Source organism: Bradyrhizobium liaoningense (assembly GCF_018130825.1).
Lineage (GTDB): Bacteria > Pseudomonadota > Alphaproteobacteria > Rhizobiales > Xanthobacteraceae > Bradyrhizobium > Bradyrhizobium liaoningense_B.
The window spans coordinates 149,445-166,545 of record NZ_JAFCJS010000005.1; the positions used below are offsets into that span (position 1 = coordinate 149,445).

17 protein-coding genes are annotated in these 17,101 nt (G+C 65.4%); 13 read left to right on the forward strand and 4 right to left on the reverse strand.

Going from position 1 to position 17,101, the window contains the following annotated elements; translation table 11 throughout:
* The first annotated feature begins 211 nt into the window (after window positions 1–211).
* The 4 genes from JQ603_RS22570 to JQ603_RS22585 all read left to right on the forward strand — a co-directional run bounded on the left by JQ603_RS22570 (window position 212) and on the right by JQ603_RS22585 (window position 5,683).
* Window positions 212–2,779 carry a M10 family metallopeptidase C-terminal domain-containing protein gene (locus JQ603_RS22570; protein ID WP_212342650.1) on the forward strand — a complete coding sequence of 856 codons (2,568 nt, stop codon included), beginning with the start codon at window positions 212–214 and terminating at the stop codon, window positions 2,777–2,779.
* A gap of 447 nt (window positions 2,780–3,226) precedes the next feature.
* A complete protein-coding gene (locus JQ603_RS22575; protein WP_212342651.1) occupies window positions 3,227–4,075 on the forward strand; it encodes a right-handed parallel beta-helix repeat-containing protein in 849 nt (282 codons plus the stop codon).
* Window positions 4,076–4,146: 71 nt separating this feature from the next.
* Entirely contained in the window at window positions 4,147–4,995 is an 849-nt protein-coding gene (locus JQ603_RS22580; protein ID WP_212342652.1) for a right-handed parallel beta-helix repeat-containing protein, read from the forward strand.
* Between the two features lie 124 nt (window positions 4,996–5,119).
* On the forward strand, window positions 5,120–5,683 hold the full coding sequence (locus JQ603_RS22585; protein WP_212342654.1) for a tetratricopeptide repeat protein: 564 nt from the start codon (window positions 5,120–5,122) through the stop codon (window positions 5,681–5,683).
* A gap of 159 nt (window positions 5,684–5,842) precedes the next feature.
* Here the strand turns inward: JQ603_RS22585 and JQ603_RS22590 are convergent, their stop codons facing one another.
* On the reverse strand, window positions 5,843–6,439 hold the full coding sequence (locus JQ603_RS22590; RefSeq protein WP_212342656.1) for a prepilin peptidase: 597 nt from the start codon (window positions 6,437–6,439) through the stop codon (window positions 5,843–5,845).
* A gap of 4 nt (window positions 6,440–6,443) precedes the next feature.
* A complete protein-coding gene (gspD, locus tag JQ603_RS22595) occupies window positions 6,444–8,777 on the reverse strand; it encodes a type II secretion system secretin GspD (RefSeq protein WP_349630752.1) in 2,334 nt (777 codons plus the stop codon).
* A 187-nt stretch (window positions 8,778–8,964) separates the two neighbouring features.
* Here gspD and JQ603_RS22600 point away from each other — a divergent pair, with 187 nt between their 5' ends.
* The 9 genes from JQ603_RS22600 to gspM are packed head-to-tail and all read left to right on the forward strand — an operon-like array spanning window position 8,965 to window position 16,471.
* On the forward strand, window positions 8,965–10,653 hold the full coding sequence (locus JQ603_RS22600; protein ID WP_245003781.1) for a GspE/PulE family protein: 1,689 nt from the start codon (window positions 8,965–8,967) through the stop codon (window positions 10,651–10,653).
* A gap of 5 nt (window positions 10,654–10,658) precedes the next feature.
* Entirely contained in the window at window positions 10,659–11,870 is a 1,212-nt protein-coding gene (locus tag JQ603_RS22605; RefSeq protein ID WP_212342672.1) for a type II secretion system F family protein, read from the forward strand.
* Window positions 11,871–11,893: 23 nt separating this feature from the next.
* Complete coding sequence (gene gspG, locus JQ603_RS22610) at window positions 11,894–12,349, forward strand: type II secretion system major pseudopilin GspG (protein ID WP_212342673.1); 456 nt, start codon at window positions 11,894–11,896, stop codon at window positions 12,347–12,349.
* Window positions 12,312–12,806 carry a prepilin-type N-terminal cleavage/methylation domain-containing protein gene (locus JQ603_RS22615; RefSeq protein WP_212342674.1) on the forward strand — a complete coding sequence of 165 codons (495 nt, stop codon included), beginning with the start codon at window positions 12,312–12,314 and terminating at the stop codon, window positions 12,804–12,806. Before gspG ends, JQ603_RS22615 begins: the two co-directional genes overlap by 38 nt.
* The gene (locus JQ603_RS22620; RefSeq protein WP_212342675.1) at window positions 12,784–13,179 is read left to right on the forward strand and encodes a type IV pilus modification PilV family protein; all 396 of its coding nucleotides are present in this window, start codon (window positions 12,784–12,786) and stop codon (window positions 13,177–13,179) included. The genes JQ603_RS22615 and JQ603_RS22620 overlap by 23 nt, the downstream gene beginning before the upstream one ends.
* 38 nt (window positions 13,180–13,217) lie before the next feature.
* Window positions 13,218–13,922, forward strand: a complete 705-nt coding sequence (locus JQ603_RS22625; protein ID WP_245003782.1) for a general secretion pathway protein GspJ — start codon at window positions 13,218–13,220, stop codon at window positions 13,920–13,922.
* The gene (locus JQ603_RS22630) at window positions 13,919–14,833 is read left to right on the forward strand and encodes a general secretion pathway protein GspK (protein ID WP_212342677.1); all 915 of its coding nucleotides are present in this window, start codon (window positions 13,919–13,921) and stop codon (window positions 14,831–14,833) included. The genes JQ603_RS22625 and JQ603_RS22630 overlap by 4 nt, the downstream gene beginning before the upstream one ends.
* A 1-nt stretch (window position 14,834) precedes the next feature.
* Window positions 14,835–15,872 carry a PilN domain-containing protein gene (locus JQ603_RS22635; RefSeq protein WP_212342678.1) on the forward strand — a complete coding sequence of 346 codons (1,038 nt, stop codon included), beginning with the start codon at window positions 14,835–14,837 and terminating at the stop codon, window positions 15,870–15,872.
* The gene (gspM, locus tag JQ603_RS22640; protein WP_212342680.1) at window positions 15,869–16,471 is read left to right on the forward strand and encodes a type II secretion system protein GspM; all 603 of its coding nucleotides are present in this window, start codon (window positions 15,869–15,871) and stop codon (window positions 16,469–16,471) included. Before JQ603_RS22635 ends, gspM begins: the two co-directional genes overlap by 4 nt.
* A gap of 10 nt (window positions 16,472–16,481) precedes the next feature.
* Here gspM and JQ603_RS22645 read toward each other — a convergent pair whose 3' ends face one another.
* Window positions 16,482–16,823 (reverse strand): addiction module antidote protein, encoded by a 342-nt coding sequence (locus tag JQ603_RS22645; protein ID WP_212342682.1) that lies wholly within the window; start codon window positions 16,821–16,823, stop codon window positions 16,482–16,484.
* Complete coding sequence (locus tag JQ603_RS22650; protein ID WP_212342684.1) at window positions 16,795–17,085, reverse strand: type II toxin-antitoxin system RelE/ParE family toxin; 291 nt, start codon at window positions 17,083–17,085, stop codon at window positions 16,795–16,797. The genes JQ603_RS22645 and JQ603_RS22650 overlap by 29 nt, the downstream gene beginning before the upstream one ends.
* Window positions 17,086–17,101 lie beyond the last annotated feature (16 nt).

Consider the following 17,101-nt stretch of genomic DNA (forward strand, 5'->3'; position numbering starts at 1 on the left):
GTGGGCTCAGTTTCATAGTTTCCTTTACGGAACACGCCAGGCGCGGTACTGAATGCGTCGCCGCTCCGTATCATTACGGGAGTTGATGGCTAACACGGCGTTACGGACCGACTGATGGCCCGACGCCAAAATTAAACCAAACGTATAACTCTCTAGCTAGAATCATGCCCCTGCGCAGCGAATCGCGCGATGCATTGCTTCGGAGAGTTCATTGGCTACCTCGGTTTCAGTCAGTGCCACCAACAACGCCGAGATCGACGGCCTGCTGTCGGGCTATAAATGGACCGGCACGATCAGCTACAGCTTTCCGGATTCGTCTAGCGACTACTCCAATCCTTACTACGGCGGCAGCAGCGAACCGACCTCGTCGGGTTTCGCCTCGGCGCCCTCTCAGATGCAGGCGGCGATCAACTACGCGATCGGACTGATCCTCGGCTACACCAACGCCACGATCCAGTATAACGGGACTGGAAGCGCCGACATCATGATCGCGCAGTCCCCGTCGGCCAATCCGACCTCCTACGCCTATTACCCCGGCAATTATTCAGCGGGGGGCGATATATGGTTCGGCAACCAGTACAACTACTCGCTGGCCAAGCTCGGCAACTACTATTTCACGACGGCGCTGCACGAGCTCGGCCACGCCCTCGGCCTGAAGCACAGCCAGGAGGCCGGTGGCCCCGCCAACGTCGCGGTGCCGAGCGCGCATGACGACAGCGAATACACCGTCATGAGCTATCGCAGCTATGTCGGTGCGTCGACGACCAGCGGCTACACCAATGAGTCGTATGGATATCCGCAGACCTACATGGCCAACGATATCCTCGCGCTGCAGACGATGTACGGCGCGAACTACACGACCCAGAGCGGCAGCACGGTCTACACCTGGAATCCGACGACGGGGCAGGAGTTCATCAACGGCGTCGGGCAGCTCGCGCCGGGCGGCGGCGCCGGCGGCTCGGCCAACCGCATCTATGAAACGGTCTGGGACGGCGGCGGCGTCGATACCTACGACCTGTCGAACTACACGACCAACCTGAGCATCAACCTCAATCCCGGCGCCTCGTCGCTGTTCTCTTCGACGCAGCTCGCCAATCTCGGCAACGGCCATTACGCCTCGGGCAACGTCTACAACGCCTACCTCTACAACAGCGACGCGCGCTCCTACATCGACAACGCCATCGGCGGGTCCGGCAACGACACCATCGTCGGCAACGTCATCGCCAACACGCTGAACGGCAGCTCCGGCAACGACACGATCACCGGCGGCGGCGGCAACGACACCATCGTCGGCGGAGCCGGCACGGACACGGCGGTGTATTCGGGCAATTACGCGAACTATACGGTCTCGTACAATTCGGCGACGCAGACCTTCACCATCACGGATCAGCGCACCAGTTCGCCCGACGGGACCGATACCGTCACGACCGTCGAGTATTTCCAGTTCGCCGATCAGACGGTCGCGAGCTCCACACTCACGGGTCCTCTCACCCTCGAATCGGTCGGCACGACAGCGCTCGTCCTCGACGCCCAAAACTACGAGCTGAATCCGACCGCGGGCGGTACCGGTCCCATCCTGAAGAATGGCGGAGCGGCGGTGATCGCGGGCCACTATGGCGCCTGGTCACCCGTAGCTGCCGAGCAGGTCTCGGGTGGCGGCTATGACGTCGCCTGGAAAAATGCTTCGACCGGCTATTTTTCGATCTGGAGCACCGACAGCAACGGTAACTTCCTGTCGACGCTGACGCCGGAAGTGCCGGGAACGGACTCTCGACTGATTTCGCTGGAGACGTCCTTCCATCAGGATCTCAACGGCGACGGCACCATCGGTGCTGCGGTCGTCACGATCGAAGCTCAGGGTACGACCAGCCTGGTCCTGGACGCAGGCAACTACTATCTCAACCCGACCGCAGGCGGTACCGGTCCCATCCTGAAGAATGGCGGAGCGCCCGTCGTGGCCGGCAACTACGGCGCCTGGTCGCCGGTGGCCGCCGAGCAGGTCTCCGGCGGCGGTTATGACGTCGCCTGGAAAAATGCCTCGACGGGCTATTTCTCGATCTGGAGCACCGACAGCAACGGCAACTTCGTGTCGACGCTGACGCCGGAGGTCACGGGCAGCAACCCCTCTCTGATATCGCTGGAGACGTCGTTCCATCAGGATCTCAACGGCGACGGCAGCATCGGTGCGTCGAACGGCCTGGCGAGCACCACGATCGAGAATGCGGGCACGACCAGCCTGATCCTGAGCGCCGGCAATTACTCTCTCAATCCAACCGCGGGCGGCACCGGCCCCGTCCTGAAGAATGGCGGGGCGGCAGTCATTGCCGGCAATTATGGTGCCTGGTCGCCTGTTGCCGCCGAGCAGGTCTCTGGCGGCGGCTATGACGTCGCATGGAAGAATGCCTCGACCGGCTATTTCTCGGTCTGGAGCACGGACAGCAACGGCAACTTCGTTTCAACGCTCACGCCTGAAGTACCTGGAACGGACTCCCGCCTGAAGGCGCTCGAGCCGGTATTCCACCAGGACCTCAATGGCGACGGTGCCGTGGGCGCCGCGCCGGTCGCGGTCTCCGTCGACAATTTTATCTTCAATCAGAGTGCGGGCGAAACGACACCGTCCGCCTCGTCCGAGCTGCCGGACTTCATGCCTGCGCCAGCGCAGACCGCATCAGAGCAGGGGACTGTCGCCGATGCGGCGGGGAGCCACGACACGGCTGCGATCAACGGTCTGATCGACCTTCTCCACCACCTTCACGATGCCGGTTTCATGCTCGGCTGACGGGCATGGTATCGTCGCGTCGAATCGACGCATATGGCGCGGTGATTTCCGTCACAGCTTGCGTGTAGCGTCACAATGGTAGGTTGTGTACGACATTCGTGCCATCGGCTGGTTCAGATCGTCATCGACGAGATTCCGGGGGCAAGATAAAAAAATCGGTCAAATTGAACCTTGCCTGATCCGGTGCGACCACTAGAAGGCCTGCGGCCCATCCCGCACCAGTTGCGTGATGTGAAGTTGATAAAGTCCTGAGTCTCGTATTTCCCAGTAGCGCTGCGTACCCAATAGATTTGAATGCGAAGGTCTTAGTGCGAGCCGAAGCGGCGGGGGGAAGTTCCAACAAACGTGGAGAGTGATGCCGTCGGCGGGCGCTACGCGCAGCCTGCGGCAGCAATGATTTGTGCATCTTAACGAGCTGAAATCTCAGCTCAATTTCGGGAGGACGAAATGCATCGAATTGCACTCTGGGCTCTGGTTGCAGGACTGTTCATACCATTGATTGCATCGCAACCAGCTTACGCCCAGGCGACAAGGACCTGGGTGTCCGGCGTCGGCGATGACGCCAACCCGTGCAGCCGTACCGCGCCGTGCAAGACCTTCCCCGGTGCGATTTCGAAGACGGCGGCGGGCGGCGAGATCAACTGTCTCGACTCGGGCGGATTCGGCACCGTGACCATCACCAAGGCGATCACCATCTATTGCGAAGGTGTCGTGGGCGGCATTCTGGCGTCCGGTGTCAACGGCGTCATCATCAACGCTGCGGCAACCGACCATGTCGTGCTGCGCGGCCTCGACATCGATGGTGCGGGGACCGGCCTCAAGGGCGTCACCATTCTCCAGGCGGCCTCGGTGGTGATCGAGCATTGCTTCATCCGGAATTTCAACTCCGCCGGCGGAATCGGCGTCTCCGCGGCCCCGACCAACTTCAACTCGATGATCATGATCCGCGACAGCGTGATCTCGCACAACGGCACCGCAGCCGACGGCGCCGGCGTTCAGATCACCACGAACGGCGGCAGCGCGAGGGCCACGATCAACAACACGGCGATCCACAAGAACTTCGTGGGCCTGAACGTGCTGGGAACGTCCAACGTTCAGGTCAACGACAGCAACATCTCGGAGAACGTGAGCACGGGATTCGCTCTGAGCGGCGCCGCCTCGGCGCGCATCGGCCGTTCGATGATCGTCAACAATCTGGGATCGGCGACCACCGGCAGCGTGCTGTCCTATTTGGACAACCAGATCAACGGCAACGCCCCCGACACGACCCCGGGCACCGCCGGCGGATATCACTAGGCACTGTGTTTCCAGAGAATCGTCTTGCATGACAAAAAACGTAAGTTTCTTGGTTCAATTTGGAGGTTGAAATGCGTCGCATTGCACTATGGACTCTCTTGATCGGATTGCTCTTACCGTTCGCCGCGTCGAAGCCGGCTCATGCCCAGGCGACCAGAACCTGGGTCTCCGGCGTCGGCGATGACGTCAATCCCTGCAGTCGTACCGCTCCGTGCAAGACTTTTGCCGGCGCGATTTCGAAGACGGCGGCTGGCGGCGAGATCAACTGCCTCGATTCTGCGGGCTACGGCACGGTGACCATCACCAAGGCCATCACGATCTATTGCGAGGGCGTTGTCGGCAGCATCCTGGCGACGGGCACCAACGGCGTGAACGTCAACGCCGCTGCGACCGATCACATCGTGCTGCGTGGCCTCGACATCGAGGGCGCGGGCACCGGGCTCAAGGGTGTCAACATCCTCCAGGCGGCCTCGGTGGTCATCGAGCACTGCTTCATCCGGGACTTCAACGGCGCGTCCGGAACCGGCATCTTCTCCAACCCATCGAACTTCAACTCGATGCTGCTGATCCGCGACAGCGTCATCTCGCACAATGGCGCCGCGGCCGCCGGGGCCGGGATCAGCATCAACACCAACGGCGGCAGCACCCGGGCCACGATCAACAGCACGGCCATCCACAACAACTTCGTCGGTCTGAGCGTGCAGGGTACGTCCAACGTCCAGGTCAACAACAGCAACATCTCGGAGAATCTGAGCACGGGCTTCGCCCTGAGCGGCGCCGCCTCGGCGCGTATCGGACGATCGATGATCGTCAACAATCTCGGAGCGGCGACGACCGGCAGCGTGCTGTCCTATCTGGACAACCAGATCAACGGCAACGCCCCCGACACGACGCCGGCCACCGCTGGCGGATACCACTAAACCTTCGTCCAATTGGTCAGCTCCGGGCGCAATGCGCCCGGAGCTTTTTTGTGCCCGGCACCCACTCTGGATTTCGGCATGGTCGCGGACTAGTGTGCCTGCATAGGCAGGGAGTGCGGGCGGGATGGAGACTCTCGACAACCAGGATCCGGTGTTTTTCCGCGAGGTGCCGCAGGCACGCTTGCGCGGTTTTTCGCGACGGACGGGATGGGGATGCGCCGCCATTGTCGTGCTGCTCGCGCTCGCCGCGCCGGCCCAGGCCCAGTCGCTTCGCCAGGGCGTCTCCGCGTTCCAGCGCCAGAACTATGCGGCGGCCTCCCGCATCTTCATTCCGCTGGCCGAGCGCGGCAACGCGGCGGCGCAGACCTATCTCGGCTTCCTGTTCGAGACCGGACGCGGCGTGCCGCAGAATTATACGGAAGCTGCGATGTGGTACCGCCGCGCGGCGGAGCAGGGCGACAGCCGTGCCCAATATTCGCTGGGCCTGCTCTACGACCGCGGCTTCGGCGTGCCGCAGGACATCGTCGAGGCGTCCAAATGGCTCAACCTGTCGACGGCCGCAGCGCCAGCGCCGGCGCGCGAGGCGCGGGCCCGGATCCGCGATGCCGTCACCACCAAGATGACGCGCGGCGAGATCGCCGAGGCCCGCCTGCGCGCGCTGGAATGGGCGCCGAGCCGCGAGCACTGACGGCCGTCCCGCGCCGGGCTCGCCCCGGCCGTCCGCCCCCGAAACGAAGTCCCCAGACAAAAAACTGCGAAAACAACCCCATGCACAGTAGACGGCGACCGCCGCTGCGGCGCCTCCCGCGTGCGCCGGAATGATGTTTCCTCCCGGGATTATCGTGCCTTAGCCGGGCCAGCCGCCAAGCCAGTTCGCGTACCAGGTCTCGCCCAGCCAACCGAGCCAGATCGCCGGCGCCAGGAACAATCCGAACGGCAGAAAGGCGGTCGCGCGCAGCGGCTTCCTTTGCAGCGCAGCATTGGCGGCATACGCGGCGATCGCGAACAGCGCCGCGAGCTCGATCACCGCGGCCACGGTTACAAGATCGAGCCAGGCGCCGCACACCGCGGCGAGCTTGACGTCGCCGAGCCCGAGCCCGTCACGGCCGCGCCAGCGCCGGTAGAGCGCCATCAGCAGCAGCAGCGGCAGCGCCACGGCTGCAGCGCGGGCGAGCGGCCAGAGCAGGGCCTCCAGGCCGAGATCGGGCACGAGTGCCCCGGCGCGGAGCAAGGCGAGGGCGAATGCTGCGCCCGTCAGCTCGTTTGGAATGAGGTAGTGGCGGGCATCGTACGCGGCGATCGCCAGCATCAGGGCTGCCAGGAAGGCGCCGTAGAGGCCTTCCGCCCCCGGCGCGGTGACGAGGCTCGCGAACATCCCCAGCAGCAGGGCAATGCCGAGCGCGAGCGGAGCGCCCGTGCCGTCATTCACAGCCCGGTCTGTCACGCCGTCAGCGCGCCGCCCTGGGCGGGCTCACGGTGACCACGGGATTGCTGGTCCCGACGATGCGGCCGTTCATCTTGCTGCGCATCTCCTCGGCGATGACGTGGGCATCGACGCCGTCCTTGATCACGGTCGGGCGGATGAACAGGATCAACTCGGTGCGGTTGCGCGCGGTGGTCTGATGCGAGAAGGCATCGCCCATGCCGGGAATGGAATCAAGGATCGGCAGGCCCTGGCGCTGCCTGTTCTCGGTCTCGCTGATCAGGCCGGCGAGCAGCACGGTCTGCCCGCTCGTCACCGCGATCGAGCTCTTGACCCGGCGCTGCGAGATCGTGGGCGTCAAGGAGTTGGCACTGCCGGCGGCCACGCTCGATATCTCCTGCTCGATGTCGAGCACGACGTTGCCGTTGGCGTTGGCGCGCGGCAGCACGCGCAGGATGATGCCGGTGTTCTTGTAGTCGATGGTGTTGACCACGGTGTTGTTGGCGGTCAGCACGGTCGCTGTGCCCGTCGAGAACGGCACCTGGTCGCCGACCTGCAAGGTCGCGGCCTGGTTGTCCAGCACCACCAGCGACGGGTTCGACAGCACCTTGACGTTGGTGATGCCGTGCAATGCGTCGAGCACGACGCGCGGCGAGTTCTCGGCGCCGATCAGGAAGTTGAAGCCCGGCAGCGCGCGGCCGAGCAGGGCGCCGGCGGCGGCATTGACCGGGTTGCTCGCCGGCTCGGTATTGCTGCCGATCGCGGCGCTGTTGCTGATGCCCGAAATGGTGTTGGAGATCGAGCCCTGCTTGCTGGCGAGGAAGAATTGCACGCCATAGTTCAGCTGGTCGTTGAGCGTCACCTCGGCGATCGTCGCCTCGATGGCGATCTGGCGCTGCGGCCGGTCGATTTGCCGGATGGTCTGCTCGACGATGCGCTGCGACTCCTGATTGGCGTAGACGAGCACGGCGTTGTTGGTGACGTCGGCGGTGATCCGCACGTTCTGGAGAATGCCGTTGAGGCCGGGCTTCGCCCCGCCGCCCGAGAGTCCGCCGAGACCATTGTCCTGCGCCGGCGTTGCGGCGGCGGCCGGAGCGGGACGGGCGCTGAGCGACGATCCCGGAGGCGTGGTGACCGGCGTTGCCGCACCCGCCGCAGCAGTCGGCAGTGCGCTCAGCGACGCCACGGGATTGCTGGAGGACGTCGTCGACATTCCGGCGCCGGGCGCAATCTGACTCGACGCGTTGTCGAGCGTCGAACTGCTCGCCGAGCCCTGGCTGAGCAGCATCTCGTTCAGCAGCGACACGATCAGCTTGGAATTGCCGTAGCGCAGCGGATAGGACTTCAGGTTCACCCCGTCGGTGTCGGAGCGATCGAGCCGTGCGATCCAGGTCTGGGCGCGCTTGAGATATTCCGGCTTCTGGCTCACCACGAGGATCGAGTTGAGCCGCGAGATCGGCTGGAACTTGATCACGTTCTGGCTCATGCCGCCTTCACCGGAATCCATGATCTTCTCGATCTCGGTGATGACAGGCTCCGGCGAGGAATTGCGCACCGGGAAGATGCCGACGGATTGTCCGCGCATCCAGTCGGCGTCGAAGGAGAGGATGGTGTCGACCGCGGTCGCACGGTCGGTGCCGCTGCCGCTGACGATCAGCGTGTTGCGGGCGTTGTCGGGACGCATGGTCGAGGCCTTCACGCCGAAGGCGTCGAGCAGCTTGAAGATGTTCTGCGCCGAGACATAGCGCAGCGGCACCACCGTGACGCCCTGGCCGGCCGCGGCATTCATCGAACGGTCAATGCCGCCGGGGCCGGCTTCCGGCGCCGGGAGCAGCCGATAGCCGGTGCGGTCACGGACCAGCGCGACACCGGACATGCGTAGCGCGTTCTCCAGCACGTAGAGCGCGTCTGCCTTGGGCACGGGGCGCACCGAGGCCAGCGTCACGGTCCCCTGCACGCGCGGGTCGATCGTGTAGCCGACGTTCAAAACGTCACCAAGAATGACCTTTGCCACGGTGGCGACCGGTGCATTCTCGAAATTGAGGTCGTAGCCGCTGCCGCCGCCATCGTCGCGCTCGGCCAGCGCGCCACCTTGCGGCGTCGCACCATCGCTGAGATAGATCGCGGGCTTGGACGATTTCGCCTGGGCATTGCCGCTCGCGCCCGCATCCGCAGGTTGCCGCGGCTGCAGGTCGAGCGAGCGGATCTTGTCGGCGATGTCCTGGGCGCGCGGATCCTTTGGATCGGCCTCGATCGACTGATCGGCGGTGACGATGCAGGCGCCAAGCAGGAAGGCCGACGATAACAGGACGAGCGTTCCAGGCAACGCTGAGCGAAGGCGCAAAAGCGGCTGGAGCACCCTAAACAAAATACGCCTGCCAACGCTAGGAGTGATTGGAAAATTGCATCCGATCCCCCGCGGTTCGGACGCGCAATTGTTTGCGCCACGATTATGTTTTTGCTAAGAAATAAGTCAAGGGCAAAGGGTCGTCCATAACCCGCCGAAGTTGTTGCATTCAGGTAACAAGGTCAACGCTGTGAATGCGATGCGCGACCGCTCCGCAGATAGCTTCCGGCAGCACCTCTTGGAAAAATATTCACTGCCGCAGCGGGCGCACGCCCATATCGACAAGTCAGCCAATCCCGCCCTGACGCGCCCCTTGCGCGAATTGTGGGAGGCCACCGATCTTTCCGCGGCCGAATTCGCAGATGAGGTCTCCGATTATTTTGCCCTGCCGCGGCTCAGCCTTCCGCAATTGCTCGCGGCCACGCCTCGACTCGACGGCTTTTCGCGCCGTTTCCTGCGTGAATCCACTATTTTCCCGTTCAGTTCGAGCAATGACGGATTTCGGCTGGCCGTCGCCGATCCTTCCGACACCGCTGCCATTCGCGCCGCCGAAATCGTGTTCGGGACACCGGTCGATGTCGTCGTAGCGTCATATGAGGACATTACGACGGTGCTCGATCAACGGGCCGAGGCCGACGACGCGAATGCCGATCGAAGCGGCAGGAGCGTCGCGCAGCAGTCCGACGATGACATCGAAAGCCTGCGCGATCTCGCCAGCGGTGCGCCGGTGGTGCGCGCGCTCAACGATCTCCTGGAGCGCGCGGTGGACTTGCGCGCGAGCGACATCCATGTCGAGCCGTTCCGCGCCGGACTTGCCGTGCGCATGCGCGTCGACGGCCTCTTGCGCGCACTGCCGTCGCCGCACGGCATCCCGCCGCAGGCGTTGATCTCGCGCATCAAGATTCTCGCCAGCCTCAACATCGCGGAGCGGCGGCTGCCGCAGGACGGCGCCGCGCGCGTGCGCGTCGGGCGCAGCGAGATCGACGTCCGCGTCGCCACCATGCCGACGCAGCACGGCGAGAGCGCCGTTATCCGCCTCTTGCCGCGCGACCGCGGCCTCCTGGAGATGAGCAAGCTTGGCCTCGCCGCACGCGACGAGAGCGTGATGACGCGCCTCCTGGCGATGCCGCACGGCATGATCGTCGTGACGGGCCCGACCGGCAGCGGCAAGACCACGACGCTCGCGACCATGCTGTCGATCCTGAACGAGCCGACGCGAAAGATCCTCACGATCGAGGATCCCGTCGAATACGAGATCCCCGGCATCAATCAGTCCCAGGTCAAGCCGTCGATCGGGCTGACCTTCGCCTCGGCCATGCGCGCTTTCGTGCGCCAGGATCCCGACGTGATCATGGTCGGCGAGGTCCGCGACGCCGAGACCGCCCATATCGCGATCCATGCCGCGCTGACCGGCCATCTCGTGCTGACGACGCTGCACACCGAGACGGCGGCGGCCGCCGTGCCGCGCCTGATCGATCTCGGCATCGAGGGCTTCCTGCTGAAGTCGACGCTGCGTGCGGTGGTGGCGCAGCGCCTGGTGCGCATGCTTTGCGACCGCTGCAAGGTGCCGCATGCATTGACCGAGGCCGATCTTGCCAAGGACCCGCGCCTTGCGGTGATCGGCTTCAAATGCGGCGAGGTCGTGCATGAGGCCGGCGGCTGCGAGCGCTGCGGCGGCACCGGCTATCGCGGCCGCAACGGCGTGTTCGAGATCCTCGAAATGTCCGACGAGGTGCGCGCGCTGGTCGGACCGCAGACCGACTCCCATTCGATCGATGCGGCCGCAATGCGGGGCGGCATGACCACGATGCTGGAGGACGCGGTGGCCAAATGCCGGACCGGGCTCACCACCGTGCCCGAGGTCTTCCGCGTCACGACGGTGCGCTGACGCCCATGCCGAACTATCGTTACCGCGCGCTCAACGCCAACGGCGAACTGGTCTCCGGCGCCATCGCCGCGCCGGCGGCGAGCGACGTCGCGCAGCGGATCGAGCGGCTCGGCCTCGTCCTGGTCGACAACGTGACGCCGGAGGAGGGCGGCGCGGCCGGCCGCGTGACCAGCCTCTTCAACCGGCCGAAGCCGGAAGACGTCACCATCTTCACCCGCGACCTCGCGCTGCTCCTGCGGGCCGGCGCCCGCATCAACGACGGATTGGAGCTGCTCGCGGCCGATCCCGATTTCGGCCGGCTGCGGCCGGTCGTTGCCGACATCCGCTCCCGCGTCGTCTCGGGCGAGAGCTTTGCCGAGGCGCTGGCACGGCATGAGGGGCTGTTTCCGCCGATGTACATCGCGCTGGTGCGGGTCGGTGAGGCCTCGGGGTCCCTCGATCAGGTCCTGGAGGTGCTGGCCGGTGAACGCGCGCGCAGCGAGGCCTTGAGGCGCCGGCTGTCGGATGCGATCCGCTATCCGTTGTTCGTGCTCGGCGCGGCCGGCTGCGTGCTGCTGTTCTTCCTCACCTTCGTGCTGCCGCAGTTCGCATCGGTGTTGCAGGATTTCGGTGCCAAGGTCGATCCGGTCGTCGGTGTCTTCCTCAACATCTCGACCTTCCTGCGCGGCAATTCCGACGTGATGCTGGCCGGCCTTGCGACCGTCATCGCCGCGACATGGCTTCTGCTGCGGCAGGAGCGTATCCGCCGCGGCATCACCAATGCGATCACGCGGCTGCCGGCGATCCGCAACATCATGAGCGCGTACCGCACGGCGCTGTTCTGCCGCAATCTCGGCCTGCTGCTCGGCAGCGGCGTCAATCTCACCACCACGCTGCGCATCCTCATCGACATGATGGCCACGACCGGCCCGTCCACGGTCTGGAGCGAGGCTGCCGATCGCGTCCGCCATGGCTCGAAGCTTTCCGATGCGCTGGCCGAGACCGCGGCGCTGCCGGCGATGGCGGTGCGCATGCTCCGGCTCGGCGACGAGACCGGGCAATTGCCGATGCTGTCCGGGCGGGTCGCCGAATTCTACGAGGCCAAGTTGCAGCGTACGCTGGACCGCGCCGTCGGCATTGCGGGACCGGCGGCCATCATCGCGATCTCGCTGGTCGTCGGCGGCCTGATCACCTCGGTGATGACGGCGCTGATGTCGGTGAGCCAGATTGTCGGATAGGCAGGGAACGGGAGAAGCTTGAAGTGACCAAACATCCAACAGCAAGCCGCGGTCGGCGGCGCGCACGCCGAGGGGAAGCAGGCTTCACTCTCGTCGAGATGCTGGTCGTCATCACCATCATCGGGATGATCATGGCGCTGGTCGGCCCGCGCGTGCTGAACTATCTCAGCGAATCCAAGGCGAAGGCGGCGAAGATCCAGATCGAGAGTTTTTCCAGCGCGCTCGATCTCTATTATCTCGATCTCGGCCGTTATCCGACATCCAATGAAGGCCTTGTGGCGCTGACCCGCAACAACAACCAGTCCGGCTGGAACGGGCCCTATTTGCGCGGCGGCGTGGTGCCGAGCGATCCCTGGGGCCACATCTACGTCTATCGTTCGCCGGGCGCGAGCGCACCCTACGAGATCATTTCGCTCGGATCGGACGGCCAGGAAGGCGGCAGTGGAACGGCAGCCGACATTGTCAGCGGCGCGCGCTGAGGACATCCGCGATGCGCGCGGCTTCGCGCTGATCGAGATCCTGTGCGTGCTCGCGATCATCGGCCTGCTCGCGGCGATCATCCTGCCGGCTATACCGCGCTCGACGACCCGGGCGAGGCTGGAAAGCTACGCGGTCGAGACCGCGGCGCTGCTGAAGGCCGACCGCAGCGCGGCGCTGCGCCGGCAGGTCAGGGTGGCGACGCAGGTGGATGCGGAGGCGCGCGCGATCCGTTCCGGCGTCACCGGGCGGACCATTCGCCTGCCGGGCGACGTGGTCATGCAGGCGATGCTGGCCTCGCGCTGTGCCGATCGCGCAGCGGGGCGGTCGATCGACTTCTTTCCGTCGGGCATGTCGTGCGGTGGAACGATCGCGCTGGCGCGGCCCGGCATGGGCTATGAGGTGCGCGTCAACTGGCTGACCGGAGGCGTCGAGATTGTCCCGCAGAAGCTGCTCTGACGCCGCCGGCTTCACGCTGATCGAGGCGCTGGTCGCGCTCGCGATCATCGCCGTCGTGCTCGGGACGATCGGCTCGGTCATCGCCACGACGACGAAGGCCACGCGTGCGATCGACCAGCGTCTCGTGCTCGCTGGCACGGCCGAGACCCTGCTTGCGAATCTGTCGGCGCGGTCCTTGCTGAAACCGGGGCGGCAGAGTGGCGAACTCGCCGGCAGCCGCTGGCGCGTCGACGTCACACCGATGAGCGTGACGGGTGGCAATCCCGAGACCGATCGCTTCGTGCCGTTGGCCGTCAATCTGCGCCTGCAGCGCGCCGACGGCGCTGCGATCCAGGTCACGACGGTGAAGCTGGTGCCGAGGGCTTCGCAGTGAAGGGCTTTTCCATGAAAGGCTCTGTTGAAGGCTTGGCCATGAAGCGCCTGCGCCGCGCACTCGCGGACGAGGCGGGTTTCACCCTGCTCGAAGTGTTGCTCGCGACGCTGCTGATGACCGTCATCCTGGCGGCACTCGCGACGGTGACGGCGCAATGGCTGCCGAACTGGAACCGCGGCATCGCCCGCGTGCAGCGGGCCGAGCGTCTCGCGACCGGGCTCGACCGCATCATCGCCGACCTGTCGGTCGCCGAGCAGATGACGGTCAACGGCGATGCCAAGGCGCCGCTGTTCGAGGGCGCCGAATTGTCGGTGACGTTCCTGCGCACCGCGCTCGGCCCGAGCGCGCGTCCCGGGCTCGAATTCATCCGCTTGATCGAGAAGGCCGACGCGCAGGGGCTCGCGCTGGTGCGCGAGCGCGCGCCGTTCCAACCGATGCCGACGGACGGACAGATTCGCTTCGTCGATCAGGTCGTGCTGATCCGGGCGCCGTTCCGCGTCAGCTTCGCCTATGCCGGGCAGGACGGTCAGTGGCAGCCGACCTGGCGCGGCCAACCGCAACTGCCGGCCCGCATCCGCATCACCGTGCGTGACGGCGCCAGTGGGCAGGTGCTGGCGGTGTCGGGCGCGGTGGTCCCGCACATCACGGCACCGGCCGAATGCGCGCGAGCCAAGAATCCGGTGACATGCGTCGCGGCGGGCGGCCGGCCGCAACAGCCGACGAAAGAGGAGCAGCAGCTGTGAGCGGCGCGAGGCCCGACCACGCGAGGCCTGGTGATGGCCGCGGCTTCATCGTCGTCGCGGTGCTCTGGATGCTGGCGGCGCTGGCCGCGCTGGCGCTGATCTATCTGACCTATGTCACAAACACCGCGGTCACGGTCGCCGTCAACGCCGACCGGCTGCAGGCCGACGCGCTGGTGAACGCCGGACTCGAGCTCGCCGCCTACCGGTTGACGGCGCAGAACGAAGCGGCGCGTCCGACCAGCGGCACCTTCAATGCCCGCGTCGGGGCCGGCCGGGTGAGCGTGACGTTCCGCGCGGAGGCTGCGCGCGTCGACCTCAACATGGCGCCGAAGCCGATGCTCGCCGGCCTGATGATGGCGGTCGGCGTCTCCGCGAGTGATGCGCTCGTCTATGCCGACCGGATCCTGGCCTGGCGTTCGTCGACGGAGGCCGGACAGGACAATCCGGAGGATTCCTATTATCGCACGCTCGGCGCATCGTACTTGCCGCGTCACGCGCCGTTTCCGCACAGCGACGAGCTCTGGCTCGTGCGCGGCATTCCGTCCGCCGTGGTGGAGCGCGTGATGCCGTTCGTCACCGTGTTCAGCAACATGCGCACCGTGAACGTGCTCGATGCCGCACCGCAGGTGGTGGCGGCGCTGCCCGGCATGACGCCGGAGACGCTGCAGCAGGTGCTGCGCGACCGCGCCGATCCCAAGGTCGACCCGCGCTCCCTGGTCGGCCTCGCCGGCAGCGCCAATGCGACGATCGAGGGCTCGAAGGCCTACCGGATGACGGTCGCCGTCGAGGCCCCGTCGCATCGCCGCAGCTCGGCCGAGGTCGTCATCCTGCTTCTCGAAAGCGGCGATGAGCCCTATCGTGTATTGTCGTGGCACAACGCCTTCGACGGCTCTGCCGGAAAGCCTCTGTGAGATGAGTTCGCTCAATTCCCTTCGCGGCATTCTCGATGCCTGGACCGGCACCGTGGCCGGCACGATCGTGGCCACCATGGAGCGGGTGGTGGCGCCGCGCGTGGTGCGGCTGGTCGAGACCGGGACCGGCGCCTTCGCGCTGGAGGTCCTGAAGTCGGAAAACGCGCCCAAGGAGATCACCTTCGAGGACGGCAAGTTCGTGGGCGCCAATCTCGCCCAGATCGTCCGCGGCAGCCGCATCGAGATCGTGCTGCAGCCGACGCGCTTCCTGTTTCGCCCGCTGGAGCTGCCGGCCCGCGCGGCCGATTTCCTCGACGGCATCGTGCGGGCCCAGATCGACCGGCTGACGCCGTGGAGCGCCACCGAGGCGGTGTTCGGGTGCAGCCCGCCGGTAGCGCATGGCAGCGAGAGTATCACCACCGAGATCGCCGCGGCGCCGCGCCGGCTGGCGATGGGCTATGTCGAGGCGCTGTCGGGCTTCCACCCCTCGGCGATCGCGATCGTGACGGAGGCCGCCGAGGGCCCGCGCATCAAGGTGTTCGAGCAGAAATCGCGCGGCGCCGTCGACCCGGTGCGGCTGAGCCGCACGCTGCAAGCCGTTCTGGCGCTTGCTGCGGTCGCTGCGGTGACCGGCTCGGTCGCAGCCGGCTATCTGGCCGACAGCCTCAGCACGCAGCAGAGCGAGCTCGATCGGCAGATCACCCAGCGCCGCGCCGCGCTGCGCGGCAGTGACGGCGGCGAGCGCTCGCCGCTCGCGCTGCTCGAGCGGCGCAAATACGAGACACCGGCGAGCGTGATCGTGCTGGAGTCGCTGAGCCGGCTGCTGCCCGATCACACCTATGTCACCGAGCTGCATGTTGCCGGCAACAAGATCCAGATCGGCGGCATCACCCGCGATGCGCCCTCGCTGATCCCGCTGATCGAGCAGTCCCAGCATTTCACCCGCGCGACCTTCTACGCCCCGACGACGCGCAGCCCCTCCGAACCCGGCGAGCGCTTCCACATCGAGGCGCAGATCGAACCGAGGAACGTGCCATGAGCAGTGGCAAGAACAGTGTCATGGGCAGCAAGGTTGCGAGCGGAAACGCCGTGGCGCGGGCGCTGACCGGCTCGCCGCTGATTGCGGTCTCGCTGTACATCGCCATCGCCGGCGGGCTGTTGCTGATGGCCGGCCTCTCGATCGCCGACGTCATCTCTCACCGTCAGGCGCTGGCAGAGAGCTCCGACCTGCTCGATCAGCTGCGCGGCCGCAAGAGCGGCGCGAAGAACGCAGCGACATCGCCGGCCGAGCATCCCGGCACGCCGTTCCTGGAAGGGCCGACCGTGACGGTCGCGGGCGCCAATCTGTTGCAGCGGGTTGCAGCCGCCGTCGGCAATGTCGGCGGCTCGGTGCAGTCTTCGCAGGTGGACGTATCAGGTGCGCAAACCAAGGACGGCTTCGTCGGCCTCGTCGTGAGCTGCGAGCTGGAGCAGCCCGCGCTGCAGAAGCTGCTCTACGATCTCGAGGCCGGCATGCCGTTCCTGTTCGTCGACCAGCTCGACGTCCAGGTGCCGCAGACCACCGCGCTCGGCGATGCGCCCACCGGCCGCGTCAGGGTGATTTTGGGTGTGTCCGGCCAGTGGCAGGCCGGGAAGTAGGAAGGCGTGGTCAAGTCACCTTCTGTTGATCATCGATGGGCTCGGCTACCAATTTGACGCCGAGCGAGTTCATCACCTTGCGGACGGTCTCAAATTCGGGTTTTGCGGTCTCTTTGAATGTCTTGTAGAGACTCTCACGAGAGAGGCCGGTCGCTTTCGAGATGTCACCCATTCCCTTCGCGCGAGCGGCGGTGTCGAGCGCGTTACAGATATAAGCGTGGTCATTTGTCTCGAAGGCTTCAGTGAGATAAGCGGCGATCGCCGTCGGTGTCTTCAGATAGTCCGCTGCATCAAACTTAGTTACTCTTACCTTCGCGCTCTGCTTAGAGCTGGCTTGCGATCGCTTTGGCATGTCTGATGTCCCGGTCCTGGGTCGACTTGTCTCCGCCGCAAAGGATCAACACGATCCTGTTGCCGACTTGCTTGTAATACACGCGGTAACCCGGCCCATAATCGACGCGCAGTTCACTGACTCCCGCGCCCACGGCCTTCACGTCGCCTGCATTGCCCATGGCGAGCCGCTCAATGCGAGAAGCGATCTTCGCGACCGCTCGCTGGTCTCTGAGCGCAGCCAGCCATTGATCGAATTCGTCAGTCTTCTGAACCTCAAACATAAGTATCCTATAGGAT

Bases quoted from the DNA above. Each gene is read 5' to 3' on its own strand.
- JQ603_RS22625 (WP_245003782.1), top strand. From the start codon at position 13,218: ATGAAGCGCCTGCGCCGCGCACTCGCGGACGAGGCGGGTTTCACCCTG.
- JQ603_RS22585 (WP_212342654.1), top strand. From the start codon at position 5,120: ATGGAGACTCTCGACAACCAGGATCCGGTGTTTTTCCGCGAGGTGCCG.
- JQ603_RS22575 (WP_212342651.1), top strand. From the start codon at position 3,227: ATGCATCGAATTGCACTCTGGGCTCTGGTTGCAGGACTGTTCATACCA.
- JQ603_RS22605 (WP_212342672.1), top strand. From the start codon at position 10,659: ATGCCGAACTATCGTTACCGCGCGCTCAACGCCAACGGCGAACTGGTC.
- JQ603_RS22635 (WP_212342678.1), top strand. From the start codon at position 14,835: ATGAGTTCGCTCAATTCCCTTCGCGGCATTCTCGATGCCTGGACCGGC.
- JQ603_RS22600 (WP_245003781.1), top strand. From the start codon at position 8,965: ATGCGCGACCGCTCCGCAGATAGCTTCCGGCAGCACCTCTTGGAAAAA.
- JQ603_RS22580 (WP_212342652.1), top strand. From the start codon at position 4,147: ATGCGTCGCATTGCACTATGGACTCTCTTGATCGGATTGCTCTTACCG.
- JQ603_RS22645 (WP_212342682.1), bottom strand. From the start codon at position 16,823: ATGCCAAAGCGATCGCAAGCCAGCTCTAAGCAGAGCGCGAAGGTAAGA.
- gspM (WP_212342680.1), top strand. From the start codon at position 15,869: ATGAGCAGTGGCAAGAACAGTGTCATGGGCAGCAAGGTTGCGAGCGGA.
- JQ603_RS22650 (WP_212342684.1), bottom strand. From the start codon at position 17,085: ATGTTTGAGGTTCAGAAGACTGACGAATTCGATCAATGGCTGGCTGCG.